Here is a 25427-nt window from a genome sequence, read left to right as displayed (position 1 = left end):
GCGCCCGCTGGCCTCCGACGCTCCGGCCTCCCGCGCCGCGCCGCCGCCGGCCCCGGGGATGCTGCTGGACGTGCCGAAGTCGACGCCTCGCTACAACGGCGCGCTGCCCGGCGTCGTGGAGGGCGAGCGCCCCACGCTGGATCAGATCCGCCGCGAGCTGGGCGACTGCCGGCGCTGCAAGCTGTGCACGGGCCGCAAGAACATCGTGTTCGGCTCCGGCAACCCGCGCGCGGACCTGGTGTTCGTGGGCGAGGGCCCGGGTGAGAACGAGGACCTCCAGGGCGTGCCCTTCGTGGGCGCCGCGGGCGACCTGCTCACCAAGATGATCAGCGCCATGGGCTTCACCCGAAACGACGTCTACATCGCCAACGTCGTGAAGTGCCGCCCGCCCGGCAACCGCAACCCGGAGCCGGATGAGATCGCCGCGTGCGAGCCCTTCCTGCGCTCGCAGTTGCTGGCCATCCAGCCGAAGGTCATCGTCGCGCTGGGCAAGTTCGCGGCGCAGACGCTCCTCAGGGACACCACCCCCATCACCCGCATGCGGGGCCAGTGGCGCGAATACGAGGGCATCCAGCTCATGCCCACCTTCCACCCCGCGTACCTCCTGCGCAACAGCGCGGAGAAGCGCAAGGCGTGGGAGGACCTGCAGCAGGTGATGAAGCTTTTCGGCAAGCACCCGGGCTCCAGCGCATAGACCGCGCGGCGCACCGCGACCAGGAGAGGCACTGATGAAGGGCGTGCTCGAGACGCGCGAAGTGCAGTCCCCCGCGCTGGAGAACAACCCGCTGGGAGACCCGGCCCGCCGCCGGCTCACCGTGTACCTGCCGCCGGGCTACGCGGCGGGCACGCAGCGCTACCCGGTCGTCTACTTCCTGCACGCCTTCGGCAACGGCGGCGGCTCCTGGACGAACGCGTCCGGCTTCTCTCCCTCCGTGCCGGACCGCCTGGACGCGCTCATCGAAGCCGGCACCATTCCTCCCGTCATCGGCGTCTTCCCGGACGCGTGGACGAAGCTGGGCGGCAGCCAGTGGGTGAACAGCGACGCCATCGGCCGCTACCGCGACTACCTGATCAAGGACGTGGTCGGCTTCGTGGACAAGACCTTCCGCACGCTGCCCAAGGCCGCGTCGCGCGCGGTGGTGGGCCACAGCTCCGGCGGCTACGGCGCGCTGGTGATGGGCCGCTACCACCCGGAGGTGTTCTCCCTGGTGGGCGCGCACGCGCCGGATTCCTACTTCGAGTACTCGTACCTGCCGGACCTGCCCAAGGCGGCCACCGCGCTGATGAAGGCCGGCGGCGTGGACACGTGGGTGACGGAGCTGCGTCAGCGCGCGCGGGACACCAAGGTGCGCGGCGACGACTTCCCGGTCATCAACATCCTGGCGATGGCGGCGGCGTACTCACCCAAGAAGGGCGAGCCGCTCAACCTGGAGCTGCCCTTCGAGCAGCACAACGCGAAGCTGCGCCTGGACGTGTGGAACCGGTGGCTGGTGCACGACCCCGTGCGCTTCGTGCCCAAGTTCCTGGACTCGTTCCGCAAGCTCAAGACGGTCTACCTGGACGCCGGCACCCGCGACGAGTTCAACCTGCGCTGGGGCACGCGCATGGTGGCGGACGACCTCAAGGCCGGCGGCGTGACCGTGGTGCACGAGGAGTTCGAGGACGGGCACTCGGGTGTGTCGTACCGCTTCGAGCGCTCGCTGTCGGTGCTGGTGCCGCTGCTGGCGGCGGACTGATAAGGGGGGAGCATGGATACGTACGGACTGTCGCGCGTCGTCGGTGAGAAGGGCGTGCTGCCGCAGCGCGCGCGCAAGCTGGACCCCTCGCTGCCGTGCCGCGAGGCGGAGCTGCTCATCGACGTGGAGAGCCTCAACATCGACGCCGCGTCCTTCAAGCAGATCAAGGACGACGTGGGCGGCGACCCCGCGCGCATCGCGGGGCGCATCCAGGACATCGTGCGCGAGCGCGGCAAGATGCAGAACCCCGTCACCGGCTCGGGCGGAATGCTCATTGGCCGCGTGAAGGAGCTGGGCGCGAAGCACCCCGCGAACGGCGTGCTCAAGCCCGGGGACCGCATCGCCACGCTGGTGAGCCTGACGCTCACGCCGCTCGTCATCGAAGAGGTGAAGGCGGTGCACGCGGACATCGACCGCGTGGACATCCGCGGCCACGCGCTGCTCTTCGCGAGCGGCATCTACGCGAAGCTCCCTTCGGACATGCCGGACACGCTGTCGCTGGCGGCGCTGGACGTGTGCGGCGCGCCCGCGCTGGTGGCGCGCCACGTGCGCCCGGGCATGACCGTGGCGGTGCTGGGCGCGGGCAAGAGCGGGGCGCTGTGCCTGGCGCAGGCCCGCCGCAGCCTGGAGAGCCGGGGCAAGCTGCTGGCGCTGGACATCTCCCAGAAGGCGCTGGACGCGCTGTCCGCCATCGGCCTGTGCGACGAAGCCCTGAAGGTGGACGCCACCCAGGGCGTGGACGTGATGGAGGCGGTGCAGAAGGTGACGGGCGGTCAGCTCTGCGACCTGGTCGTCAACTGCGCCAGCGTGGGCAACACGGAGATGGCGTCGCTGTTGTCCGTGAAGGACGGCGGCACGGTCATCTTCTTCTCCATGGCCACCAGCTTCACCACGGCGGCCCTGGGCGCGGAGGGCGTGGGCAAGGACGTCACCATGCTCGTGGGCAACGGCTACGTGCCCGGCCACGCCACCCTCACGCTGGAGCTGCTGCGCACCGAACCGGCGCTGCGGCAGCTCTTCGAGGCCCGCTACATCTAGGGCTTGAGGAAGGCCGTGTGCACGGCCTGCATCAGCGGATCCTGGGAGCCGCCCGCCAGGGTCCTGGGCAGGTGGCCCTGGTTGATGGTCCAGATGATGCTGCCGCCCAGGCCCTTCTCCCGGGCCCAGCGGCCCTTCTCCGACACGGACGCGACGTCCTCGTAGGAGATGTAGTTGCAGGACTGCGGGCCGTACGCGGTGGGGAAGGAGAGGTAGGGCGCCTTGGCGACGTCGTCCCAGCGGTACGCCTCCGGCGAGTAATAGAGCGACTGGATGTTGGCGTAGCTCATCGCGTTGTCGCTCTGCTCCTCCACGATGCCGTCGCGCCCGTCCAGCGGGGTGCCCGGCTCCGTGATGCCCTTCCAGCAGGTGCCGAAGAAGCCCACGCCCACGCCCAGCCGCTGCGGGGGCACGCCCGCGTCCAGGAACGCCTGCACGGAGCTGGCGACGGAGCTGGGGTGTCCGCCGCTCTCCCCGAAGAGCGCGCTGGAGTGCCAGCTCTCCCACTGTCCCCAGTGGCCGCTCATCTTGTAGGCCATCACGTTCATCTGGTCGACGCGGGCCGCGAGCTGCCGGTGGAACTCCGCGTCCACCTTGCCCAGCGCGAAGTTGGAGTTCACCCAGCCCACGGGCACCGTGATGAGGATGTTCTCGTCCGCGGCGCGCAGGTCGTCCAGCAGCGCCAGCAGCGGCGCGCTGTCCTGCGGCAGGAGGATGGGCTCCCAGTCCACGTCCACGCCGTCGAACTGGAGCTCGCGCATCGTGGTGATGATGTTGCGCACGAAGTTGCGGCGCTTCTCCAGCGTCTCCGTCGCGCCCTTGAAGCCGTCGTACTCGCCCATGCCGCCCAGCATCAGCAGCGCCTTCTTGCCCGCCGCGTGCGCCCTGTGCGCCAGCGCCCGGGCCATCTTCGGGCCCTCCACGGCGTCCACGTCGAAGTCGGTGTAGAGCGTGCCGTCGATGCGCGGGCGGATGCGGCCCACCACCACGTGCGTGAGCAGCGACATGTCCACGGAGTCCACCGGGTACAGGTCGCGCTGGTAGCCCACCCAGTAGCCCATCACCCAGTTCGCGGGCGCGCCGCCCGGACGCGGCGTCACCTGGGCCGTCTGGCGCGAGCAGGGGCCTTCGCCCATCTCGTTGGCCGCGCAGACGGTGAACGTGTACGCGGTGCCGTTGTCCAGGTTCTCGATGAGCGTGCCCGACGCCGGCGCGTCCACTCGCTGCACGCGGCCGCCCGGCTCCGCCATGACCTTGAAGTACGACAGCGGCCGGCCGCCGTAGCTCGAGGGCGCCAACCAGCTCACGTACGCCTGGCCGTTGCCCGCGGTGGGCACCACGGAGCGAGGCTGTCCCGGCACCGTGGGGTTCGGGATGCTCATGCCCGCCTGCGGCGTCACCAGGTCCGTCTCCACGGAGGCCTGGCCTTCGCCCATCGCGTTCACCGCGGAGACCTTGAAGACGTAGGTGAAGCCGTTGTTCAGGCCCAGCACCATGGCCTGCGTATCGGGCACCTTCACCAGCGCGCCGCCGCACTCGGGCACGCAGCGCACGACGTAGTAGAGCAGCGGGCTGCCGCCATCCGCGGGAGGCACGGTCCACGTCACCAGCGCGGAGGCATCTCCGGCCTGGGCGACGACCTGCTTCGGCGCTTCTGGAGGTGTGAGCGGCGGAGGCTTCGCGTCCGGCCCGCCGCCAAAGTCGCAACCGCTCAACATCACCGCGAGGGCCAGGCCGACCCACCCACGCACTGGTATTGCCCGATGGCTGTTCATCCCTGCACTCCTGGAAGGACGCGGGATGTTATGCGGTCAACCCCACACTCGGAGTCAAGGGCAGTTGGAAAAATGTGGCAATTTTGTATGAATTGGAATTCGTGTATTAAACCGACTAATCCCATTCTGCCAGGGAATCACAAAACCTCAGCGGATGGGAAACCGGCCCCCTGAGAACGGCTGGTGCGAGGGGCTGCCGGCAGGCACGGGCCGGTCATCGGGTGCCGGGCCTCAGCGCGCCTGCGCGGTAGGGGCTTCCGGGACCTGCGCGGGAGCGACCGGTACCTCCGGCGTCTGGGTCCGGGCCCAGTCGTTGGCGGAGCGGCCGCTGGCGTCGCGCACGGCGGGGGAGGCGCCCTGGTGGCGCAACTGGTCGGCGACCTCCGTGCGGCCGAAGAGGACGGCGAACATCAGGGCCGTCTGGCCCAGGCGGTTGGTCTGGTCCACCGCGCAGGGCTGGGCGCTCAAGAGCTTCACCACGTCCGCGTAGCCCTTGAAGGCGGCGCCCATGAGGGCGGTGTTGCCCCGGCTGTCGCCCGCGCACGCGTCCGCTCCGGCGGCGAGCAGCGCCTTCACCGTCCCCGTGTGGCCGTAGTAGGCGGCCAGGATGAGGGGGGAGAAGCCCCGGGTGTCGCGGGCCTCCACGGGCGTGCCGGCCTTGACGAGCCCCTCGACGATGTCCGTCTCGCCCTCGCGCGCGGCGGCGAGCAGGTAGCGCTCCGCATCACTGGTGGCGAGCAGCCGTCCAGTGGGCGTCGCCGGGGCGCGCAGGGACATCCACGCGGCGGTCAGCACCGTGCACACCAGCATCACCAGACCCAGCGAACCGAGCAGCAGCTTGCGAACCATGAGGGCGTCTCCAGGGGCCCCGCGTCCATGTGGGGACGCGGGGCGGGCAAAGGGGGGGAAGGCAGCGGGGCCACCGTGGCGTCACCGGCGGCCCTGGGCGTCACGTCACGGCTGGTCGCGCGTGGCCAGCGGCGCGAGGGTGGCCTTCGCGTCGTCCAGCTTCACGTTCACGGCCTTGGCCAGGCGCGTGCCGTAGTCCGTGTTGGCCGCGTAGAAGTGGCCCACCATGCGCGCCTTGACCTTCGCGTCGCGCACCTGGCCCAGGTCGCCGGCCAGGTTCTGGATGAGCCGCTCCTTGGCGGCCGCGTCGAGCGAGGCCCAGAAGGCGCCCGCCTGCGAGAAGTTGTCCGTCTTCTCGATGGGACGCTGCTGCGTGGTGCCCGTCAGCGGCGCGTTGGAGAAGAGGGCCGAGGGCGTGTCCGACGTCTCGCGCGTGACGCTGGGCTCGTAGTTCACGTCCGACTTCGTGTTGCCGCTGTTCATCGCGCCGGCCTGACTGTTGTTGTTCACTGCGGCGCGCGCGCGGTTCACCGGCAGCGACAGGTAGTTGGCGCCCAGGCGGTAGCGCTGCGTGTCCGCGTAGGAGAAGAGGCGGCCCTGCAGCAGCCGGTCCTCGGACGGCTCGATGCCCGGCGGCATCACGCCCGGGGAGAAGGCGGACTGCTCCGTCTCCTCGAAGAAGTTGTCCGGCATCTTGTTGAGGGTGAACTTCCCCAGCTTCACCGGGGGCAGCTTGTCCTTGGGCCACTCCTTGGTGGCGTCCAGCGGATCGAACGCGAAGCTGTCCAGGTCCTTCGGGTCCAGCACCTGCACGCTCAGCTCCCACGAGGGGAACTTCCCGGCCTGGATGTTCGTGTAGAGGTCGTGCGTGGCGTGCTGGAAGTCCTCGCCGCCCAGCTTCGTGGCCTCCTCGGCGGTGAGGCCCTTCACGCCCTGCTGCGACTTCCAGTTGAACTTGACGTACTTCACCTGGCCCTTGGCGTTGACGAACTTGAAGGCGTGCACGCCGTTGCCGTCCATCTGCCGGTAGTTCGCCGGGATGCCCAGGTCCGAATAGAGCTGGGTGATCATGTGCGTGGACTCGGGCTGGTGGCTGAAGAAGTCGAAGTAGCGGCCCGGGTCCTGCCGGTTGGTGACCGGGGACGGCTTCAGCGAGTGCACCATGTCCGGGAACTTCATGGCGTCGCGGATGAAGAAGACGGGCAGGTTGTTGCCGACCAGGTCCCAGTTGCCTTCGTCCGTGAAGAACTTCAGCGCGAAGCCGCGAGGGTCGCGCAGCGTCTCCGGCGAGCCGCTGGGATGGATGACCGTGGAGAAGCGCACGAACATCGGCGTCTTCTTGCCCTTCTGGGAGAAGACGGACGCGCGCGTGAGGTGGGAGAAGTCGCCGTAGCTCTCGAAGGAGCCATAGGCGCCGACGCCGCGCGCGTGCACCACGCGCTCCGGGATGCGCTCACGGTCGAAGCGCGCGAGCTTCTCGATGAGGGCGAAGTCCTCCAGGAGGATGCCGCCCCGCGGGCCGGCCGTCTTGGAGCTCTGGTTCGTGCCCAGCGGCGCGCCCGAGTCGGTGGTGATGGGAGGAGGGTTGCCCGCCGCGAGGACGGGAGCACCGGACAGCAGGACCGCGAGCATCAACGAGCGTCGGTTCAAGGGGACTCCTGGGGGTTACGGGGGACCGGACACCCCCAGAGCACGCCCCATGCCGCCCCTCCGTCTCATGTGATTTCAAGAGGTTGAGAGCAATGGCTTGGGTGCCTTCACCGTCCATTCGGTGGAGCAACCGAAACGGCGGTGGCATCGACCACCGGCTTGTCGGTGTTCGAATGCGCAACGAAGTTTCGGTGCGGCGGCGTTCGCTTGATGCGTCTCGCCATTCGAGAGGCGCGGTGCGGCATCGTTTGCTGGTGGTGCGGGGGGCCGCGTTCTTGAGCCGAAGGACGCTGCGCTCGGGTAGGGTGCGCGCATGTCAGGCCCGTTTATCGACGACGCGCGGATTGCAGAGGCGCGCAAGCTGGCGGACGAGATCGTCAATCCGATCTTCGACCTCATCCAACGCAACACCACTGTCTCCAATGAGCGCACCGTGTTGCGCTTCTTTGGCATCTCCGGCGCGGGTGCCCGGGGCGTACCCCTGGCCAACCTCATGGTGGACAAGCTGAAGTCCGCCGGAGTGCTCAACCGGGGCGCCGCCTACTGGTATGGCCGCGCGCTGCAGCTGGGCGCCAGCAGTCCGCTGGACGCCGTGGAGCGCCTCACCGCGCTGCCCACGGACAAGATGGGCCCGCTGTCACCGGAGATGGAAGCCAACCTGCGCGACGCCGTGCGCGAGGAGGCCCGCGCGGCGATGACGGAGCTCAAGGCCCGCATCGCCCAGCGCAACGCCCTGCGCGAGCAGTTCCCCATGTCCCCCGCGCCGCACAAGTACGTCATCGTCGCCACCGGCAACATCTACGACGACGTGGACCAGGCGAGAGCGGCGGCGCAGGCGGGCGCGGACGTCATCGCGGTCATCCGCTCCACGGCGCAGTCGCTCCTGGACTACGTGCCCCACGGCGCGACGACGGAGGGCTACGGCGGCACCTACGCCACCCAGGAGAACTTCCGCGTGATGCGCGAGGCCCTGGACGACGAGAGCCGCAAGCTCAAGCGCTACATCCAGCTCACCAACTACTCGTCCGGCCTGTGCATGTCGGAGATCGCCTTCTGCGCGGCGTACGAGAAGCTGGACATGCTCCTCAACGACGCGATGTACGGCATCCTCTTCCGCGACATCAACATGCGGCGGACGTTCATCGACCAGTACTTCAGCCGCCGCATCTGCGCCCTGGCCGGCATCATCATCAACACCGGCGAGGACAACTACATCACCACCGCGGACGCCTACGACGCGGCCCACACCGTCATCGCCAGCCAGTTCATCAACGAGTGCTTCGCCAAGCGCGCGGGCCTCAAGGACTGGCAGCTGGGCATCGGGCACTCGTACGAAATCGACCCGTATCGCGAGGACACGCTCCTGCTGGAGCTGTCGCAGGCGATGCTCGTGCGCCGCTGCTTCCCGGACGCGCCGCTCAAGTACATGCCGCCCACGAAGCACAAGGAGACGGACATCTTCTTCAGCCACGCGTACGACGTGATGGCGGACCTGGTGGCCATCTGGACGCGGCAGGGCATCCAGCTGCTGGGCATGATGACGGAGGCCATGCACACGCCGCTGCTCGCGGACCGGTACGTGGCGCTCAAGTCCGCGTCGTACATCCACCGCGCGGCGCGGGGCATCGACGAGGAGTTCACCGTCCGCGAGGACGGGAAGATCGCCAACCGCGCGCGCGAGGTGTTCGCCAAGGCGGAGGAGCTGCTGCGCGAGTGCCACTCCGAGGGCATGGTGGCCGCCATCGGCAAGGGGCGCTTCGGCGACGTGAAGCGCGAGGAGACCGGTGGCAAGGGCCTGGATGGCGTGCTGGAGAAGGCGCCGGATTACTTCAACCCGTTCCTGGAAATGCTGGAGGCGTCATGATCCTGGGTACTTTCGTGGCTGTGATGATGGCCGCGGGCGGCAGCGCGGATGCGTTGAGCAGCGTCACGGTGAAGAACATCGCGATGAAGGCGCCGGCGGCGTGGACGCGCTCCAACATGGACGGCACGGAGAAGTTCCTGGCGCCCTCCGGTGACGCGTACTTCCTGGTGGACGTGGGCACGGTGCAGACCGCGGGCATGAAGGCGGAGCTGTGCCGCACGAAGATCCTCGCGAACATCGGTGGCGAGGGCTGGACCATGCTGAAGGTGGGCGGCCAGCCAGCGGCCACGAAGACGGACACGGACGCGGCGCCGGACGGCAGCGGCAACGTGGACACGGTGACGTACGTGGGATGCAACGGGAAGACGACGTGGTCGGTGGTCTTCTACATGGAGCAGGGCAAGAAGGACCGTTTCGCGCAGGTGGCCGAGAAGGTGGGCACCAGCGTGTCTTTCACGCCGCCCAAGAACAAGAAGGGGTAGTTCGATGGTGAAGCCGAGCAAGCAGATCATCCGCCCCTACGGCGACCGTCGCGACGACGGCATGGTGCAGCTGTCGTTCACGCTGCCGGTGCCGCTGTCGGAGAAGGCCAAGGAGGCCGCCGCCCAGTTCACGAAGAAGATGGGCTTCACGGACGTGAAGGTGGCCGCCGCCGAGCGCGCGGCGGACCAGTACACGTTCTTCGTCGTCTACGCCCGCTCCAACGTGACGCTGGACTACGCGGAGATCGACGTGCCGGAGGTGGTGGTGCGCAAGATGGGGTTCGACGACCTCAACGCGCTCATCAAGGAGAAGGTGCGCCGCCGCATCGTCGTCTTCGGCGCGTGCACGGGCACGGACACGCACACGGTGGGCATTGACGCCATCCTGAACATGAAGGGCTACGCGGGCGACTACGGCCTGGAGCGCTACCCCGGCTTCGAGGCGTACAACCTGGGCAGCCAGGTGCCCAACGAGGACCTCATCAAGAAGGCCACCGCGAAGCACGCGGACGCCATCCTCGTCTCGCAGGTCGTCACGCAGCGCGACGTGCACAAGGACAACTCGCGCCAGTTCATCGACGCGGCGAAGGCGGCGGGCATCCACGGCAAGACGCTGCTCCTGTTGGGCGGGCCGCGCGTGGACCACAAGCTGGCGCTGGAGCTGGGCTTCGACGCGGGCTTCGGGCCGGGCACCAAGCCGTCCGACGTGGCGAACTACATCGTGCACGCGGTGATGAAGAAAGAGGGCACGGAGTCCGCGGACGCCCACTACCAGGGGGAACCCACGTGAGCACTGGCACGAAGGCGGTACTGCGGCTGCGCATGGGCAGCCATGACGCGCACTACGGCGGCAACCTGGTGGACGGGGCGCGGATGCTCGGTCTGTTCGGGGACGTGGCCACGGAGCTGTGCATCCGCTCGGACGGGGACGAGGGGCTGTTTCGCGCCTACGACTCCGTGGAGTTCCTGGCCCCGGTGTACGCGGGCGACTTCATCGAGGCGGAAGGGGAGATCATCTCCGCGGGCAACACGTCGCGGAAGATGCGCTTCGAGGCCCGCAAGGTCATCCGGCCCCGGCCGGACGTGAACGACTCAGCGGCGGACGTGCTGCCGGAGGCGGTGGTCGTCTGCCGCGCTTCCGGCACCTGCGTGGTCCCGAAGGACAAGCAGCGGGGGCAGCGATGAGCAAGCCCATGGTCCTTACTGCAGCGTTGGTGGGCGCGGAGACGACGCGCGAGCAGACGCCGTACCTGCCCATCACCGCGGAGGAGATTGCTGAAGACGCGGCGAAGTGCCGCGAGGCTGGCGCGGCGATGGTGCACATCCACGTGCGCACGGCGGAGGGCAAGCCGTCGCAGGACGCGGAGCTGTTCCGCGCGGCCATCCGCGCCATCCGCAAGCGCACGGACGTGCTCGTCCAGGTGTCCACGGGCGGCGCGGTGGGCATGGACGTGGACGAGCGGTGCGGCGGGCTGACGCTCACGGGCGCGGACAAGCCGGACATGGCCACGCTCACGACGGGCACGGTGAACTTCGGGGAAGAGGTGTTCTGGAATCCCCGTCCGCTGGTGCGCGACATCGCGAAGCGCATCAAGAGCATCGGCCTCAAGCCGGAGCTGGAGTGCTTCGACGTCGGGATGATCGACGAGGCGCGCTACCTGGCGAAGGAGGGCCTGGTGGAGCTGCCGGCGCACTTCGACTTCGTGCTGGGCGTGCCGGGCACGCTCCAGGCGCGGCCGGAGGTGCTGGACTTCATGATCGCAGCGCTGCCGGAGGGAAGCTCCTGGACGGTGGCGGGCGTGGGGCGCCAGCAGCTCCCGTTCGTGGACGAGGCCGCGAAGCGCGGCGGTAACGCGCGCGTGGGCCTGGAGGACAACATCTACCTGTCCAAGGGCGTGCTCGCGAAGGGCAACTACGAGCTGGTGGCGGAGGCCGCGAAGCGCGCCCGTGCCGCCGGCCGTGAGCTCGCGACCCCCGAGCAGGCCCGGCAGCTCTTGCGCCTGGGCTGAGGCTTCACGCGAGGGCCCGGGAGCGGACGACGCCCCGGGCCTTCGTGTTTCAGGAGTGCCCGCCTCGCGTGGGCCACCGGGAGGCTTCGCTCCACGGTGCCCGAACGGGTGGCGCGACGGGGCTGCTCAGGCGGCCCAGGCCCAGCCGACATGACCATCCGGGCGCACCAGCATCCCGCCCACGCCTTCGAGGTCCCTGCGTCCTGTAGGGCCCCGTGCGCGCAGCGTCGTCACCTGGGAGGACCAGCCGGGCTCCCAGCGGGGCAGGGGGCGTGAGTCGCCCTCTCCCAGGTCCAGTAACAACCACCGGCCTGGATGCAGCGCCGCGTAGAGCCGCATGTCCGCGCCCTCCCGCATCGGAAGCTCCGCGTCGCTCAGGCGCCGGCCGCTCCACTCCGGGAGCAACGTCACCTCCGGCGCGGGCACGTCCAGCGGCGCGTAGCCCACGTCGAGCGCACCGATGTTGTTCGCGAGCTGGCGGTTCAGCCGGGGCTCACGAAGCAGGTCGCTCATCATCGCGCGCAGGGCCAGCGTCTCCTGCGTGGCGCCCATGAGCGCGGTCTGCGCCAGCGTGTTGTGGATCAGCGCCTCCCCCACGGGGCGGCGCTCTCGCGAGTAGCTGTCGAGCAGTGCCTCCGGCGCACCGTCCTTCACCACCGCCGCCAGCTTCCATCCCAGGTTCATCGCGTCCTGCAGACCGACGTTGAGCCCCTGGCCTCCTGCTGGGAAGTGCATGTGCGCGGCATCGCCAGCCAGCAGCACGCGCCCCTCGCGATAGCGCTCCGCGAGCCGCGTCTCGTTGCCGAAGCGCGACAGCCAGCGCGGCTCCCGCATGCCGAAGTCCGTACCCGCGATGCGCAGCGTGCTCTCCCGCAGTTCCTCCAGCGTGACAGGCTCGCGCACCGGCGCCTTCTCCCGGAGCGGATCATTCACGACGATGCGGTGGACGCCCGGGGCCATGGGCACCACCATCACGCCGCCCCGCTCGTTCGCGATGCCGACGGCCGGTTGGGCCGGCGGTGCGCCCAGCGTCACATCCCCCAGCATCGCCGTGCGCGTCACGTCCGTCCCCGGGAACGGAATGCCCGCGAGCCTCCGCACCGCGCTCCGCGCTCCGTCCGCGCCCACCACGAAGCGTGCCCGGATCCGGAAGGGGCCCGCGTCCGTGGAGCCCTCCAGGTCCACGCCTTCGCCGTCCTGGCGAAGTGCCTCCACGGTGTGGCCGCGCCGCACGGCCACGCCCAGCTCCGTCGCTCGCGCTTCCAGCAGGGCCTCCGTCACCGCCTGCGGGAGGAACAGCGTGTAGGGGAAGCGCGTGTCCAGGACGCTGAAATCCAGGCGCGTGTCGAGCATCGCGAAGTGCCCGGTGGGCAGCGGCCGGCCCCTCTCCAGGAACCGCTTCTCCAGCCCACGAAGCGCCAGCACCTCCAGCGAACGTGGATGCAGCGTCAGCGCCCGGGACTCGCGCACGGCCTCCGCGCGCCGCTCGAACACCTCCACCCGGACACCCGCCAGCGCCAGCTCGCACGCGAGCCACAGCCCGGTGGGACCTCCTCCCACCACCGCCACATCGAGGACCTCCGCCATGACCGACCTCCCGCCCGAAGGCGTCAAACTAACGTTGTTAGGGATCGACTAACGTTGTTAGTTTGTCAAGCCAGCGAGGGCCAGAGCGGGCATGCGAATCCAGCGGGAGCAGGTGGTGGCGGCGGCGTGGACGCTGCTGGACGAGCACGGCCTGGAGGGCCTCACGATGCGCGTCCTGGCGAAGGCGCTCTCCATCCAGGCGCCGTCGCTGTACTGGCACTTCCCGGGCAAGCAGGCCCTGCTGGACGCGATGGCGGACACGCTGGTGCAGGACGTGGCGCGGACGCTGACGGCGGACTCGCCGTGGGAGCCGGTGGTGCGCTCCGTGGCGCAGGAGCTGCGGCGCGCGTTCCTGTCCCACCGGGATGGCGCCCGTGTCTACGCCGGCACCCTCGTGGTGTCCGAGCACACGCTGCGCGTCGCCGACACCGTCATCGGCGCGCTGACGCGGGCGGGGTTGGACGCGCAGGCGGCGGGCTGGGCGGCGTTCACCGTGCTCGACTACGTGCTGGGCTTCACCATTGAGGAGCAGGGCTTCACCGCGCAGGACGCCGAAGCGAAGGAGCGGGAAGGGGCGCTGCGTCAGCTCGCCTCGGCGCGCTATCCCCACGCGGCCGGCGCGGTGGACGCCATCCTGGACCGCGACTTCGACCGGCGCTTCGCCTTCGGGCTCGACCTGCTCGTGGCGGGCATCCGCGCGCGGCTGTCCCCGCCATAGCGCGGCGCTGTCAGGAGTCCGGAGCGCATTTCGTCCCGCTGCCCGGCACGCAGCGCACCCGCGGACACCGCCTGTTCATCCGGCTGTCCACCCGGGACGGCTCGGGCATCATGCCGCGCATTCCTCCCGGCCTGACGGGAGCCCACGGGGAGTCGCGAAGCGATGGACACGGGACTGCAAGGCAAGGGTGTGCTGGTAACGGGCGGCGCGGGCGGCATCGGTTCGGCGCTGGTGCGCGCGTTCGCGGGCGAGGGCGCGAAGGTGGCGGTGCACTACCACCGCAGCCAGGAGAAGGCGGCGGCGCTCGCGCGCGAGGTGGGCGGCACGGCTGTTCGCGCGGACCTCACGGTGGAGGCGGACGTGGACGCGCTGGTGCCCCATGCGGTGAAGGACCTGGGCCGGCTGGACGTGCTCGTGTGCAACACCGGAGTGTATCCCGCGCCCGACGAGCCGCTGTGGCAGATGTCGCTGGAGCGCTGGCGCCGCACGCTGGCGCAGAACCTGGACAGCGTGTTCCTGAGCTGCCGCGCGTTCCTGCGCCACGTGGAGACCACGGGCACGGGCACCATCGTCATCATCAGCTCCACGGCGGGCCTCTTCGGTGAAGCGGGCCACACGGACTACGCGGCGGCGAAGGGCGCGCTGGCGGCCGGCTTCGTGAAGAGCCTGAAGAACGAACTGCACCGCATCGCGCCCATGGGCCGCGTGAACGTGGTGTGCCCGGGCTGGACGGAAGTGGACCGCAACCGCGCCAAGCTGGTCGACCCGGAGTTCGTCGGCCGCGTCACTCGGACGATGCCGCTGCGCAAGGTGGGGCAGCCGGAGGACGTGGCGCGCGTCGTGGTGACGCTCGCGTCGGATCGCATCTCCGGGCACGTGACGGGAGAGGTCGTCACCGTGGCCGGAGGCATGGAAGGACGGGTGCTGCATGAAGACTGAGCTGGACGTGCGGACGTACAACCGCGAGGCGTGGAACGGCGAGGTGGGTCGGGGCAACCGGTGGACGGTGCCGGTGTCCCCGGAGGTCATCGCCGCCGCGCGGCGGGGCGACTGGAGCGTGGTGCTCACCCCGACGAAGCCCGTGCCGCGTGCGTGGTTCGGGGACCTGAAGGGCAAGGACGTGCTGGGCCTGGCGAGCGCGGGCGGCCAGCAGTGCCCGGTGCTCGCGGCGGCGGGAGCACGCGTCACCGTGCTCGACAACTCGCCCGCGCAGCTGGCCCAGGACCGGAAGGTGGCCGAGCGCGAGGGCCTGTCGCTCCAGTACGTGGAGGGCGACATGCGGGACCTGTCCGCGTTCGCCGACGAGAGCTTCGACCTCATCTTCCACCCATGCTCCAACTGCTTCGCGGAGGAGATCCGGTCGGTGTGGCGCGAGGCCTTCCGCGTGCTGCGTCCAGGAGGCGTGCTCCTGTCGGGCCTCTGCAACCCGGTGCGCTACCTCTTCGACCCGGCCGAGGAGGAGCAGGGCGTGATGCGGCTGAAGTACCCCATGCCGTACTCCGACTTCACCAGCCTCACGGACGAGGAGCGCCGCCGCTACAGCGACAAGAATGAGCCCATGTGCGTGGGGCACTCGCTGGAGGACCAGTTGGGCGGGCAGCTGGACGCGGGCTTCGTGCTCACCCACCTCTTCGAGGACAAGTACGAGGCGAAGGACCTGCTCTCCACGTTCCTGTCCACCTTCATGGCCACCCGGGCGCTGAAGCCCGCGTCGCGTTCGTGACGCAGAAGTGCGTTGCGCTCAGGAGCCGCGAAAGCCTACAGGAGCGGGGTCCGGGTCCACCCGGACATCCCCCTTTTCGTAGGAGTCGTCCATGAAGCTGTCCCTGCGTCTCTCCGCTGTGTTGCTGATGGGTGTGTCGGTGCTGGGCCTGGGCTGTGAGGGTGCGGGCGCGCGGGATCCGCTGAACGCCATCGAGGCGGGCGCCCCGGTGGCGGTGGAGCCCGCGCTGGCGGAGGTGAAGCAGGGCGCGGTGGGCGACACGGTGCTGCGCTGCACGCAGCCGCAGGACGGCAGCTACCTGGAGGTGGTCCAGACGGCCACGGGCTACGAGGCGGCCACGGTGACGGAGGCCTACGACCCGTGGGACTGCCGCTGCACCTACGAGCAGCGCGTGGTGCTGGGGCAGTACACGCGGTGCAACCGCTCCACGGTCGACCCGCGCATCCTGAACTGCTTCCGCATCGAGCCCAACGGCACGACGGGCAAGGTGGTGCTGTCCACCACGCGCGTGCAGCGCACCCAGATGGTCATCGGCGGAACGCAGACGGTGTCGTACACGGACCTGAGCATCGCGGCCATCAACCAGGACCCGGGTCACACGCCGCGCCAGGACTTCAACTACAGCATGGCGGACTGCCAGTAGCCGGCGGCCTCCCGGAGGGGATTTAACCTTCGGCGGGCTCCGGGGTTTTGAGTGTCAGAGCGCGACGGGAAGCAGGCTGCACGGCTGCTCCCGGCGCGTTTTGACCTGAACCCGGAGTCCACACACCATGTCGCTCAAGTCCATGCTTCGCGGTACCGCCGTCGCCACGCTACTCCTCGCCGTGCCCGTGCTCGCCCAGACGGCCGCGCCGACCGACTCCGCCAACCAGACCGGCCAGTGCGAGGGGCGCCGAGGCAAGCACGGCGGGGGCCACAAGTTCGGCCGCATGCAGGAGCGGCTCGACAAGCAGGTCGCCGAAGGACGCCTGACGCAGGCCCAGGCCGAGGGCTTCAAGTCGGAGGCCCGGCAGCTCCACGAGGAGATGAAGGCCGCGCGCGCCGCCGCCAACGGCCAGGTCGACGAGGCCCAGCGCGCGCAGTTCAAGGAGCGCCGCAAGGCGCTGAAGGAGAAGATCAAGGCCGCGTTGGCGCCCACGCAGCAGGGCGCCTGAGGTTCCGCCGTGAATGGGGGACGTGACGCGAGGGCCCTGGTCGGCACAGACTGACCGGGCCCTTTCGTCCGCGGGAGTCCCCATGCTTCGCAGCCTCCTCGTCGCCGTCGTCGCCCTGACCGCTGGCTGCCGCGCGCACTCCAGCGCGACGCAGGCCCCGTCCACGCCGGCCGCGCCCCAGGCCGCGTCCTCCTACCAGGGAGTGCCCGACGAAGAGCTGCTGCGCGTGCAGAAGCGCGCCCGCTACATCGCCACCTCGGAGCGCGGGGCCATCAGTGCTTCGGACCTGCTGGTGCAGCGGCCGGACCTGGACCACGGAAAGCTCAACTGCTTCTTCACCGTGCCACGCGGCAACGCCTGGTACTCCGTCTTCGGCAAGGTGGATGAGCAGGGGGCGTTCGTGCCGGTGTACGCGTACCGCGCGCCCATCGAGTTCTCGGAGCAGATGGAGGCCCTCCCCGTGGAGTCCCTGCCCGAGGGACTCGATGCCGTGGCACGCGCCGTCAGTGCGAGCACCACGCGAACCGCCGAGGTGCATGGCCGCGGGCAGCTCAACCCCGTCGTGGTGGAGGAGGACGGCGGCATCACCGTGTACGTGCTCCAGGGCTTCAACGACCCGAAGGTCTACCTCCTGGGAGGCGACATCCGCTTCCGCTTCAGCCAGGACGGGCGACGGAAGGTGGAGGAGACGCTGCTCCACCAGGGCATCATTCCCGTGGAGGTCGGCTCGTCACTGGATGGAAAGCGCCAGCATGCGGCCTCCGTGCATGAGCATCTGTTGATCAAGGGTCCCCTGGAGACAGAGCTGGCGCTGACGATGCTCTATCCGGCGATGGGAAGCGTCTTCGTGAGCAGCGTGGGGGTGGACGCCCTCTACAACCTGCGGACGGATGGGACGATCCGTGTGATTGGCGGCGAGCCCGCCGACGTCCAGCGTGAGCTCCGGCCGGACGGCACGTTCGCGCCGCTTGAGACCGCCGCTACCGGCAAGACGGACGCGAAGCCCTGAGGCCCGCCCCATGCGAAAGGCCCTCATGCTTCGCGGTCTCCTCGTCGCGCTGGTCGCCCTGAGCGCTGGCTGCCGCGCGCACTCCAGTGCGACGCAGGCCACGGTGCCGCGGCAGGCTTCGGTGGACGCGCCGGACACGGCGGAGTCCCCGGTGGTGCTGGTGGCGGACGCGGAGCTCCAGCGCGTGCAGAAGCGCGCCCAGTACATCGTCGAATCGGAGCAGGGCGCCATCCGCGCCACGGACCTGCTGCTCGCGCGTCCGGATCTGGACCGCACGCGGATGAACTGGTTCTTCACCGTGCCGCGCGGCAACGCCTGGTACGCAGTCTTCGGCCGCTTCAACACGCAGAACGCGTTCGTCCCCGCGTACGCGTACCGCGCGCCCATCGAGTTCTCCGGCGAGATGGAGGACTTCCCCGTCGAGTCCCTGCCCGAAGGCATGGACGCCCTGGCCCGCGCGGTGAGCACCGCCTGCGAGCGCGTCTTCCAGGTGCATGGCCGCAAGCAGCTCAACCCCGTCGTGGTGGAGGAGGACGACGGCATCACCGTGTACGTGCTCCAGGGCTTCGACGACTCGAACCTGTACCTGCTGGGCGGCGACTTCCGCTTCAAGTTCAGCAAGGACGGCCGCCAGCAGCTCCAGGAGCTGCCCCTGCACCAGGGGCTCATCCCCGTGTCCGTCGCGCCGGACGCGGACGGAGAGGTGCCTCCCTTCTCCGCGCACGCGCACGTGCTCTTCCCGGGACCGCTGGAGACGGAGCTCGCGCTGGTGATGCTCTATCCCGCGCTGGGCGGCCTCTTCGTCGGCGCGGCGGACCAGGACTGCGTCTACGCGCTGTCGCCCGACGGCACCATCCGCGCGGTGCGCCTGAGCCGCGAGGAGATCCTGCGCGAGCTGCGGCCGGACGGCACCTTCGCACCGCCCGAGGCCCTGAAGGCCGAACCGGAACCCGGCGCGGACGTGGTGCTCTGAACAGCTCCTTCCGTCGCACTGTTGAGCTTCGATCAGGCCCTTCGCGGCGGTCCGGCATCGTCCGCGAGGAGGGTGCCTAAGTTCGCGGCCTCACGAGCAGGAGGACGCGAATGGCCTTGCAGAACGACTACCAGGACGTGCTGGACGTGGCGAAGAGCGTGGGCGCGAAGATCGAAACGCGCGAGGAGAACGGCAAGCTCGTCATCAAGGGCGCCGTCGACCACGCCTTCGACCGCGATCGCATGTGGGATCAGATCAAGGCGAAGCACCCGAAGTGGAACGACGAGGTCATGGTCATGCTCACCGTGACCCACGCCGAGCCCTACGGCGTCTACACCGTGAAGTCCGGCGACACGCTCAGCAAGCTCGCCCGGGACATCTACGGGGACATGAAGCTGTACACGAAGATCTTCGAGGCCAACAAGGATCAGCTCAAGGACCCGGACCACATCAAGGTGGGCCAGGTCCTCAAGCTGCCGCCGAAGACCATCGCCAACAAGGCCTGAGCCGCGGCGCTGGAGGCCCGTCCTGCCAGTCCATCAAGGGCAGTACGGGCACTCCACCGTGGCTTCGAGCGAGTCGTAGACGAGGCAGTTCTGGTCCGCGGCGCTGTCGTTCTTCTGCTGGCAGCGGTAGTTCCACACGGACGCGCACTGGGTATAGACCTGCGCGTCGCCGGTGGGGCCCTGGTAGGTGGACGTGCAGGTGCCGCCCGAGCTTCCACCCGACACGGTGCAGCTGTAGGGGTCCGTGCCGCTGGTGCACTTGAGGCCGGAACAATTGGTGCCGCTGCCCATCCACTTGCCCGAACAGCTGGAGGCCGACGTGCGCTGATCACACAGCACGCGGTTCAGGCTCGACTCGTAGTAGGCGCACGCGCCGCTGCCGCTGCCGCCGCCGCCATTGCCACCCGAGCCTCCGGAAGGCGTGCCCCAGCTCCACTCGGGCGTCCTCGGTTCGGAGTAGGTGTCCAGGGAGACCGTGCCCTCCGGAAAGCCCACGTCCTCGCACGAGTCGCCCTCGAAGTAGCCGCAGTAGTCCCAGCCATCGCACCAGAAGTCGCGGCACTCGTCCCCGGTGTCGTCGTTGCAGAAGTAGATGGACGAGCCATGGACGCAGGCGCCCTGTTCGGCGAAGCACCCTGGCAGCACGAGGCCCACCGCGAGGGACAGGAGGAGTGCGGGCGCGAAGCCGGTGAGACGGCGAGAAGATGGGTTCATGGCGCCGGAGGGTAGCTGCAAGCCGCCGCTAGATTCAGCTGGGTCAGCGTCACCACGGGCGCTTAGAGCCCGCGCAGGCGCGCGGCCCAGGCGAGGTACGCGCCCCGCGGATCCACGAGCGGATCCCGGAAGAGGGCGCGGATGTCGGCGGTGTCCACCTGACCGGCGTCGAAGGCGCGGTAGAGGCTGTCCCCCAACAGGTAGCCGAGCGCGTGGCTGACGCCGTGGAACAGGCGGTCGCGGCGCAGGGGGAGGAGCTTCACGGCCTCGTCGGGGGCCTCGGACTCCGTGGCCTTGTGGGCCAGGACGAAGGCGGCGATCTGCCGCTCCAGGCCCCGGGCCTCGCCGAAGCGCCGGGCCCACTCCGTGACGCTGGGGCAGGTGCGGCGCGGGTTGATCAGCTTGGAGCCGAAGAAGCCCAGGGCCTCTTCCAGACACCGCGCGTAGAAGGCCTCGGACGCGCCGCGCGGAGCATCCATGGCATCGCCTACGGCGCAGTGACGCACGAAGTGGGCGGCCTCCTCCGCGGCGTGGTTGAGGGACAGCGACGCGAGGTAGGCCGTGCGCGCGCGCGGGATGTAGCCGCTCTCGCGCGACAGGATGTGCTTGCGCAGCTGGGACAGCTCCGCCTGGGTGAAGCGGCCGCGCTGGCGGATGCGGGCGAGCACGTCGCCGTCCGCCGCCGTCGTCACCTCCACCGAGTCCAGCTCGCGGCCCACGGACACGCCCGCGAGCCCGCCGATGAGCTCCGCCATGTCGCGGAAGCGCTCCGCGGCGCTGCGATCCAGGAGGGGCGCGTCGTCGCCTTCGGCCTCCAGGTAGTCCAGGAAGCTCTGCTGGCAGAGGACGGGCGAGGCGTTCATCAGGCACAGCGCGCCGTCCGCCAGCTCCACGGCCTCCGCGCTTCCCAGGCGGCCTTCACGCGCGAGGCGCCACCAGAGGCCTTCGGCGTTCTGGTACACGACGAGCCCGCGGCGCGGATGCGCTTCCCCCAGCGCGCGCTCCACCTGCGCGGGGAGGTGGCAGGGCGCGGCGTGGAACTGGCCCACCAGCACCATCACCAGCGGGACGTCCTCCGCGCGGGCCACGTGGGCGATGCGTTCAGCGGCGAAGGCGTCGCGCAGCGCGAGCGAGCGCTCTCCCTGGGCGCGCCGGTCGATGGCGGCCACCTGGAGCTTGAGGCGCTTCGCGAAGGCCAGCACGGCGCGGATGCCGGCGCCGGGACCGGAGCCCGGGGTGGGGCCGTGACCCAGCCGCGACAGGAGGGTGCGCTCGGGCAGGCGTCCCGCGAGGTACGCGTCGAGGGCCGCCTGGTGACGGCCTTCCACGCACTCGAGCGCCAGCACGACGCGGCGCCCGGAGGCGAGGGCGCGCTCGACGAGGTCCAGGTAGGTCTGCTGGGCGAGCGGCAGCGTGTGGTAGTCGCCGACGTAGACGAGGTCCGACGCCGCGATGCGCTGGTGCACGTGGGTCAGGGGAACCACGCGCTGGTAGGTGCTCGTGCGCCGGCGGTAGCGGGCCTCGTAGGCGCGGAAGGCTTCGGTGCGGCCTTCGACCACCCGGGCGATCTGGGCGCGTTGGCGGCGGAAGAGGGCGAGGTGAAGGGCAAGCGACGCGCGCATGGAGCGACAGGCACCGTCGCATGCGCTCGCGGGGGCGGCAAAAAATCAGCGGGGCGTGGCCGGGTGGCTTGCTTGACTCGCATGGCCCTGCAACGGACCATCGTCGTCAATCTTGCAGACCGTTCTTCCTCGCACGCTCATCCTCTGTGCCGTGATGTTCGTCGCGGCCCCCGTCCACGCGCAGGAGCCCGCGCTGTTGCACGCGCCGCCGCAGCGCGCGGAGGCCCGGCAGCCCCTCCAGCTGGATGCGACGCTGGTGGATGGCGGCAAGGTGCTGGAGCTCTTCGTTCGCTATCGCGGCCCGGGAGACCCGTACGTCCAGGTCCCGATGGAGCTGCAGTACGGAGACCTGTACCGCGCGCTGATCCCCGCGGAGCACATGGTGCCGCCTGGCGTGGAGTACTTCGTCGAGGCGGCGATGGCGGATGGGTCGCGCACGCCGCTCTTCATGTCCGCGCTCCGGCCCGCGAGGGTGATGGTGGGGACTCAGGCCCCGGAGCCCGCACCGCCAAAGGTGCCGCCGGGCCGCAAGGGAAGCCGTGAGGATCCGAAGTCCGTGCCCAGCATCGATGCCTTCACGCCGCCGTCCGGGGGAGGGGAGGACGATGACGCCGGTGGCGTTTCGGCTCCGCCTCCTGCGAGGACGGGGACCTCCGACTCGCGAGCATCGAGCACCGCGAACGGTACGGATCCGCGCCCGTCGAACCGGATAGGAACCTCCGACTCACGCGCCTTGAGCACCGCGACGGGTCCGGACTCGCGCTCGTCGAACCGGACAGGCACCTCCGACTCACGCGCCTTGAGCACCGCGACGGGTCCGGACTCGCGCTCCTCGAATCGGGTGGGGCCCCCCGACTCACGAATCTCGAGCACCGCCAGCGGCACGGACGCGCGTGCTTCGGGCCGGACGGATGCGCCCGACTCACGCACTGCCTCCCGAACGGACGACCCGCGCACTTCGACTCGCGCGAACGGTACGGGCTCGCGGACGCCCGCCCGTGAGGACACCGGAGCCTCCCGCGCCTCCAACTCCGACGACGCGATGGCCGCGCTGAACGCGGACCTGCCACCGGACACCCGCGCTGACTCCTCCTCACGCACCGCCCTGGACGACGACCTGGCGCTCTACAGCGCGGAGGACGTGCTCGCGGTGACGACGCTCCAGGAGGAGGCCGTGCGCACCGTGCCGGCCATCGGCGCTTCCTTCAACCGCTCGCAGATGATCGCGCTGGGGGCCCGCACGGTGGCGGACGTGCTGGACGTGGTGCCGGGCGTGTCCGTCAGCCGCGACGTGCAGGGCTTCCACCGCACCGCCATCCGGGGCCTGCGCAACGACGCGGAGGTCCTCTTCCTCCTCGACGGCCACCGCCTCAACAACTTCTTCGACGGCAAGGCGCTCATGAACCTGCCGGTGGAGAACCTGGAGCGCATCGAGGTCATCCGCGGCCCCGGCTCCGCCATCTACGGCGCGGGTGCCTTCCAGGGCGTCGTCAACCTCGTCACCAACCAGGCCGACGGCGTGCGCGGCGCCGTCTCCACCGGTGGCGTGCCCCGCGACGACGGCCGGCTCGCGCTCGCCACCGACGGCCACCTGTCCGCCGCGCACTCCACCGGCGACCTGCGCCTGTTCGCGGACCTGGACCTCTGGAGCCAGGAAGGGGACTCGCTCGTCATCGACCACGACGCGCTCGACGACGAGGCCGTGGACCAGGGCCTGCGCGACGTGGACGAGCCCGCGGGCCGCACCCGCGACGGACGGTTCCTCGTGAACGCGGGCGGAGGCGTGTCCTACGGCCTGGACAGCGCCGGCCGCGTGGGCGTCACCGCGCGCTACCTCTCCGAGAAGCGCGATGCCCTCGTCGGCCTGTTCGACTCCGTGGGCAATGACTCGCAGCTGTCCTGGAACGTGCTCCTCGCCGACCTCAGCTGGGAGCGGCCCCTCTCCGACGGCGGCCAGCTGCGCGCGCGGCTGGGCTTCGATCAGCAGTCCACCGACCGCCTCTTCCAGCTCACCCCCCACGACTTCCGCACCGGCGACGGCGTGGACCGCCTCTTCCCGGACGGACTCCAGGAGGAGACCCAGGTCACCGTGCGCACCGTGACGGCCTCCGTGGACGCGGACCTCGCGCTGGCGAAGGAGAACCACCTCACGCTGGGCTTCGTCGCCGAACAGCAGTCCCTGTCCCGCTACGACTACACCACGAACTACACGCTCGACGGCCGCCTGCGCCCCAGCCCCGCCGCCCCCGAAGGGCTCGTGGACCTCACGCAAGGAGCGGCCTCCCGCCGCCTCAACCTGGGCCTCTCCGCGCAGGACCAGTGGACCGTCCTCTCCGCGCTCACGCTCACCTTCGGCCTGCGCCTGGACGCCACGCAGCTGCCCGACGTGGACGCGGCGGGCTCGCTCGACGCCAGCAAGATGGTGGTGCGCGTGAACCCGCGCGTGGGCCTGGTCATCGCCGCGTCGGACGCGCTCGTGCTCAAGGCGCTGTACGGCCGCGCCTTCCGCGCCCCCACGCCGCAGGAGCTGGTCGAGCGCATCCCCGACACCGACTACAACCAGGGCCGCTTCGAGGGAAACCCGCTCCTCAAGCCCACCACCGTGGACACCTTCGAGCTGGGCATGGACCTGGTCCAGGCCGCGGGCGAAAGCCGCGTGCGCGTGCGCGCCAACGCCTTCCTCCAGAACTTCGCCTCGCCCATCACCCCGGTGGACACCAGCGGCAACATCGTCCCCCTGCGCAACCGCGAGCTGGGCGTGCGCGTGTACGGCGTGGAGGCCGAAGCGCGTCTGGAGGCGTCGAAGCGCGCCGCCGCGTGGGTGAACGCCAGCCTGTCGCGCGCGCAGGACCTGGAGCTGCCGGAGCAGTCCCGCCTGCTCACGGACGTGCCCCAGGCGCGCTTCAACGCGGGCGTGTCCATGCCGCTGGGGGACTGGGTGAACCTGGACGTGGTGGTGCGCTCCGGCGCCGAGCGCCGCAACAACAACCGCTCCACGCTGGAGCTCATCCGCCGCTATGAGATCCCCGCCTACAGCCTCATCACCGCGCAGCTGCGCACCGAGCCCATCTGGGAGCACTTCGAGGTGACGCTCTTCGCGCAGAACCTCTTCGACCACGACCTGCGCGACGACGTGCCCCGCCCGGACCGCGTCACCGGCCTGCTGCCGCGCGAGGGCGTGTCCGGCTACCTCACCCTGAGGGCCTTCTACTGATGGACCGCCGCCACCTCACCGCCGCGCTCGCGGCCCTCGCGCTGTTGCCCGGGTGCCTCGCGTACAACGACTCCTGCGCCCCGCTGGTGGACGACCCCGACGCCGTCGTGGGCTACCTGGGGGAGGAGGTCCAGCTGGGCTCGGCCTTCACCCGGCACGACAACAACGCGCTGGGGCAGCTGGCCGCGGACGCGTTCCTCCACGCGGAGGACGGCGCCGCGAAGCCCACGGAGCTGGGCATCATCAACGGCGGCTCGCTGCGCGACGAAGGGCTGTGCGTCACCCGCACGTCCCTGCGCACGGGGCCGCTCACCGACGGCGTCCTGCACGAGGTCATCCTCTTCGAGAACCTCGTCGTGACGGTGGACCTCACGGAGAAGCAGCTCGTGGCCCTGTTCGAGCACTCCGTGGAGGCGCTGGCCCTGGAAGGGCAGGCCATCGTGTCGCCGTCCGGCGCGTTCCTCCACGTGTCCGACGGCACCACCCTGCGCGTGGACTGCGCGCGTCCGGCGGGCCAGCGCGTGACGGAGCTGCGCGTGAGGGGCCGCACCGTGGCCATCCCCGCGCGCGACGACGCGTCCATCCGCTACCGCGTGGCGATGTCCACGTTCGTGCTGGACGGAGGGGACGGCTACGGGAGCATCCTGGGCAACGCGGGACAGGACCCGGACCGCAACCCGGTGACGGCGCGCAAGCTGGGCGGCACGGACGCCAACATCGCGGCGGCGTACATGAAGAGCACCTACCCCAGCCCGGTCCAGGCGCTGAAGGAAGCCCCGCGCATCGTCTTCGACAACTGTGCCC

Annotated in this window: 24 protein-coding genes; 18 read left to right on the top strand and 6 right to left on the bottom strand. The window is 70.1% G+C overall.

Annotated elements, in window-relative coordinates:
* The 3 genes from D7W79_RS14590 to kdd all read left to right on the top strand — a co-directional run.
* The coding region (locus D7W79_RS14590; RefSeq protein WP_244221775.1) for a uracil-DNA glycosylase at nucleotides 1-694 on the top strand (694 nt) is incomplete at its 5' end.
* 34 nt (nucleotides 695-728) lie between these two features.
* On the top strand, nucleotides 729-1736 hold the full coding sequence (locus D7W79_RS14585) for an alpha/beta hydrolase (RefSeq protein WP_120525985.1): 1008 nt from the start codon (nucleotides 729-731) through the stop codon (nucleotides 1734-1736).
* A 12-nt stretch (nucleotides 1737-1748) separates the two neighbouring features.
* Nucleotides 1749-2774 carry an L-erythro-3,5-diaminohexanoate dehydrogenase gene (kdd, locus tag D7W79_RS14580; protein WP_120525984.1) on the top strand — a complete coding sequence of 342 codons (1026 nt, stop codon included), beginning with the start codon at nucleotides 1749-1751 and terminating at the stop codon, nucleotides 2772-2774.
* On the opposite strand, the gene D7W79_RS14575 is transcribed toward kdd, so the two are convergent.
* From D7W79_RS14575 to D7W79_RS14565, 3 genes are all read right to left on the bottom strand, one after another.
* Complete coding sequence (locus tag D7W79_RS14575; RefSeq protein ID WP_120525983.1) at nucleotides 2771-4549, bottom strand: glycosyl hydrolase family 18 protein; 1779 nt, start codon at nucleotides 4547-4549, stop codon at nucleotides 2771-2773. The two genes, kdd and D7W79_RS14575, sit on opposite strands and share 4 nt — an antisense overlap.
* Before the next feature lie 231 nt (nucleotides 4550-4780).
* Nucleotides 4781-5398 (bottom strand): ankyrin repeat domain-containing protein, encoded by a 618-nt coding sequence (locus tag D7W79_RS14570; protein WP_120525982.1) that lies wholly within the window; start codon nucleotides 5396-5398, stop codon nucleotides 4781-4783.
* A 105-nt stretch (nucleotides 5399-5503) separates the two neighbouring features.
* A complete protein-coding gene (locus D7W79_RS14565) occupies nucleotides 5504-7048 on the bottom strand; it encodes a catalase (RefSeq protein ID WP_120525981.1) in 1545 nt (514 codons plus the stop codon).
* Between the two features lie 313 nt (nucleotides 7049-7361).
* Between D7W79_RS14565 and kamD the strand changes: the two genes are divergently transcribed.
* Genes kamD through kce form a run of 5 tightly spaced genes read left to right on the top strand, consistent with a single transcriptional unit; the run spans nucleotide 7362 to nucleotide 11403 of the window.
* Complete coding sequence (gene kamD, locus D7W79_RS14560) at nucleotides 7362-8912, top strand: lysine 5,6-aminomutase subunit alpha (RefSeq protein WP_120525980.1); 1551 nt, start codon at nucleotides 7362-7364, stop codon at nucleotides 8910-8912.
* A complete protein-coding gene (locus D7W79_RS14555; RefSeq protein ID WP_120525979.1) occupies nucleotides 8909-9394 on the top strand; it encodes a hypothetical protein in 486 nt (161 codons plus the stop codon). Before kamD ends, D7W79_RS14555 begins: the two co-directional genes overlap by 4 nt.
* 4 nt (nucleotides 9395-9398) lie before the next feature.
* Nucleotides 9399-10184, top strand: coding sequence for a lysine 5,6-aminomutase subunit beta (gene kamE / locus D7W79_RS14550; protein ID WP_120525978.1), 786 nt, complete (start codon nucleotides 9399-9401; stop codon nucleotides 10182-10184).
* Nucleotides 10181-10579 carry a 3-aminobutyryl-CoA ammonia lyase gene (gene kal / locus D7W79_RS14545; protein WP_208729733.1) on the top strand — a complete coding sequence of 133 codons (399 nt, stop codon included), beginning with the start codon at nucleotides 10181-10183 and terminating at the stop codon, nucleotides 10577-10579. Before kamE ends, kal begins: the two co-directional genes overlap by 4 nt.
* On the top strand, nucleotides 10576-11403 hold the full coding sequence (gene kce, locus D7W79_RS14540; protein WP_120525977.1) for a 3-keto-5-aminohexanoate cleavage enzyme: 828 nt from the start codon (nucleotides 10576-10578) through the stop codon (nucleotides 11401-11403). Before kal ends, kce begins: the two co-directional genes overlap by 4 nt.
* Nucleotides 11404-11529: 126 nt before the next feature.
* On the opposite strand, the gene D7W79_RS14535 is transcribed toward kce, so the two are convergent.
* On the bottom strand, nucleotides 11530-12990 hold the full coding sequence (locus tag D7W79_RS14535) for an FAD-dependent monooxygenase (protein WP_120525976.1): 1461 nt from the start codon (nucleotides 12988-12990) through the stop codon (nucleotides 11530-11532).
* Between the two features lie 91 nt (nucleotides 12991-13081).
* Between D7W79_RS14535 and D7W79_RS14530 the strand changes: the two genes are divergently transcribed.
* The 8 genes from D7W79_RS14530 to D7W79_RS14495 all read left to right on the top strand — a co-directional run bounded on the left by D7W79_RS14530 (nucleotide 13082) and on the right by D7W79_RS14495 (nucleotide 19073).
* The gene (locus D7W79_RS14530; protein ID WP_120525975.1) at nucleotides 13082-13708 is read left to right on the top strand and encodes a TetR/AcrR family transcriptional regulator C-terminal domain-containing protein; all 627 of its coding nucleotides are present in this window, start codon (nucleotides 13082-13084) and stop codon (nucleotides 13706-13708) included.
* 162 nt (nucleotides 13709-13870) lie between these two features.
* A complete protein-coding gene (locus D7W79_RS14525; protein ID WP_120525974.1) occupies nucleotides 13871-14647 on the top strand; it encodes an SDR family NAD(P)-dependent oxidoreductase in 777 nt (258 codons plus the stop codon).
* Nucleotides 14637-15431 (top strand): class I SAM-dependent methyltransferase, encoded by a 795-nt coding sequence (locus D7W79_RS14520; protein ID WP_120525973.1) that lies wholly within the window; start codon nucleotides 14637-14639, stop codon nucleotides 15429-15431. Before D7W79_RS14525 ends, D7W79_RS14520 begins: the two co-directional genes overlap by 11 nt.
* A 91-nt stretch (nucleotides 15432-15522) precedes the next feature.
* Complete coding sequence (locus tag D7W79_RS14515) at nucleotides 15523-16074, top strand: hypothetical protein (protein WP_120525972.1); 552 nt, start codon at nucleotides 15523-15525, stop codon at nucleotides 16072-16074.
* A 127-nt stretch (nucleotides 16075-16201) separates the two neighbouring features.
* A complete protein-coding gene (locus tag D7W79_RS14510; RefSeq protein ID WP_120525971.1) occupies nucleotides 16202-16585 on the top strand; it encodes a hypothetical protein in 384 nt (127 codons plus the stop codon).
* Nucleotides 16586-16667: 82 nt separating this feature from the next.
* Complete coding sequence (locus D7W79_RS14505; protein WP_120525970.1) at nucleotides 16668-17594, top strand: hypothetical protein; 927 nt, start codon at nucleotides 16668-16670, stop codon at nucleotides 17592-17594.
* 10 nt (nucleotides 17595-17604) lie between these two features.
* The gene (locus D7W79_RS14500) at nucleotides 17605-18567 is read left to right on the top strand and encodes a hypothetical protein (RefSeq protein WP_120525969.1); all 963 of its coding nucleotides are present in this window, start codon (nucleotides 17605-17607) and stop codon (nucleotides 18565-18567) included.
* 110 nt (nucleotides 18568-18677) lie between these two features.
* Entirely contained in the window at nucleotides 18678-19073 is a 396-nt protein-coding gene (locus D7W79_RS14495; protein ID WP_120525968.1) for a LysM peptidoglycan-binding domain-containing protein, read from the top strand.
* A gap of 33 nt (nucleotides 19074-19106) precedes the next feature.
* Here D7W79_RS14495 and D7W79_RS14490 read toward each other — a convergent pair whose 3' ends face one another.
* Nucleotides 19107-19787, bottom strand: a complete 681-nt coding sequence (locus D7W79_RS14490; RefSeq protein ID WP_120525967.1) for a hypothetical protein — start codon at nucleotides 19785-19787, stop codon at nucleotides 19107-19109.
* A gap of 62 nt (nucleotides 19788-19849) precedes the next feature.
* Nucleotides 19850-21409 (bottom strand): ChaN family lipoprotein, encoded by a 1560-nt coding sequence (locus tag D7W79_RS14485; protein WP_120525966.1) that lies wholly within the window; start codon nucleotides 21407-21409, stop codon nucleotides 19850-19852.
* Between the two features lie 112 nt (nucleotides 21410-21521).
* On the opposite strand from D7W79_RS14485, the gene D7W79_RS14480 reads away from it, so the two are divergent.
* Nucleotides 21522-24623: a TonB-dependent receptor domain-containing protein gene (locus D7W79_RS14480; protein WP_120525965.1), complete on the top strand. Its 3102-nt coding sequence runs from the start codon at nucleotides 21522-21524 to the stop codon at nucleotides 24621-24623.
* Nucleotides 24623-25427: 5'-nucleotidase C-terminal domain-containing protein (locus D7W79_RS14475; protein ID WP_120525964.1), on the top strand; the 805-nt coding region annotated here is incomplete at its 3' end. The genes D7W79_RS14480 and D7W79_RS14475, both read left to right, overlap by 1 nt.

The organism is Corallococcus exercitus (assembly GCF_003611585.1).
GTDB lineage: Bacteria > Myxococcota > Myxococcia > Myxococcales > Myxococcaceae > Corallococcus > Corallococcus exercitus.
The sequence above is the reverse complement of the archived record's forward strand: the minus strand, read 5'-3'. Positions and strand labels throughout refer to the sequence as shown.

Bases quoted from the DNA above. Each gene is read 5' to 3' on its own strand.
- D7W79_RS14490 (WP_120525967.1), bottom strand. From the start codon at position 19,787: ATGAACCCATCTTCTCGCCGTCTCACCGGCTTCGCGCCCGCACTCCTC.
- D7W79_RS14505 (WP_120525970.1), top strand. From the start codon at position 16,668: ATGCTTCGCAGCCTCCTCGTCGCCGTCGTCGCCCTGACCGCTGGCTGC.
- D7W79_RS14510 (WP_120525971.1), top strand. From the start codon at position 16,202: ATGTCGCTCAAGTCCATGCTTCGCGGTACCGCCGTCGCCACGCTACTC.
- D7W79_RS14500 (WP_120525969.1), top strand. From the start codon at position 17,605: ATGCGAAAGGCCCTCATGCTTCGCGGTCTCCTCGTCGCGCTGGTCGCC.
- D7W79_RS14520 (WP_120525973.1), top strand. From the start codon at position 14,637: ATGAAGACTGAGCTGGACGTGCGGACGTACAACCGCGAGGCGTGGAAC.
- kce (WP_120525977.1), top strand. From the start codon at position 10,576: ATGAGCAAGCCCATGGTCCTTACTGCAGCGTTGGTGGGCGCGGAGACG.
- D7W79_RS14555 (WP_120525979.1), top strand. From the start codon at position 8,909: ATGATCCTGGGTACTTTCGTGGCTGTGATGATGGCCGCGGGCGGCAGC.
- D7W79_RS14515 (WP_120525972.1), top strand. From the start codon at position 15,523: ATGAAGCTGTCCCTGCGTCTCTCCGCTGTGTTGCTGATGGGTGTGTCG.
- D7W79_RS14570 (WP_120525982.1), bottom strand. From the start codon at position 5,398: ATGGTTCGCAAGCTGCTGCTCGGTTCGCTGGGTCTGGTGATGCTGGTG.
- D7W79_RS14585 (WP_120525985.1), top strand. From the start codon at position 729: ATGAAGGGCGTGCTCGAGACGCGCGAAGTGCAGTCCCCCGCGCTGGAG.
- kamD (WP_120525980.1), top strand. From the start codon at position 7,362: ATGTCAGGCCCGTTTATCGACGACGCGCGGATTGCAGAGGCGCGCAAG.
- D7W79_RS14530 (WP_120525975.1), top strand. From the start codon at position 13,082: ATGCGAATCCAGCGGGAGCAGGTGGTGGCGGCGGCGTGGACGCTGCTG.
- D7W79_RS14495 (WP_120525968.1), top strand. From the start codon at position 18,678: ATGGCCTTGCAGAACGACTACCAGGACGTGCTGGACGTGGCGAAGAGC.
- D7W79_RS14525 (WP_120525974.1), top strand. From the start codon at position 13,871: ATGGACACGGGACTGCAAGGCAAGGGTGTGCTGGTAACGGGCGGCGCG.
- kdd (WP_120525984.1), top strand. From the start codon at position 1,749: ATGGATACGTACGGACTGTCGCGCGTCGTCGGTGAGAAGGGCGTGCTG.
- kamE (WP_120525978.1), top strand. From the start codon at position 9,399: ATGGTGAAGCCGAGCAAGCAGATCATCCGCCCCTACGGCGACCGTCGC.
- D7W79_RS14485 (WP_120525966.1), bottom strand. From the start codon at position 21,409: ATGCGCGCGTCGCTTGCCCTTCACCTCGCCCTCTTCCGCCGCCAACGC.
- D7W79_RS14535 (WP_120525976.1), bottom strand. From the start codon at position 12,990: ATGGCGGAGGTCCTCGATGTGGCGGTGGTGGGAGGAGGTCCCACCGGG.
- D7W79_RS14575 (WP_120525983.1), bottom strand. From the start codon at position 4,549: ATGAACAGCCATCGGGCAATACCAGTGCGTGGGTGGGTCGGCCTGGCC.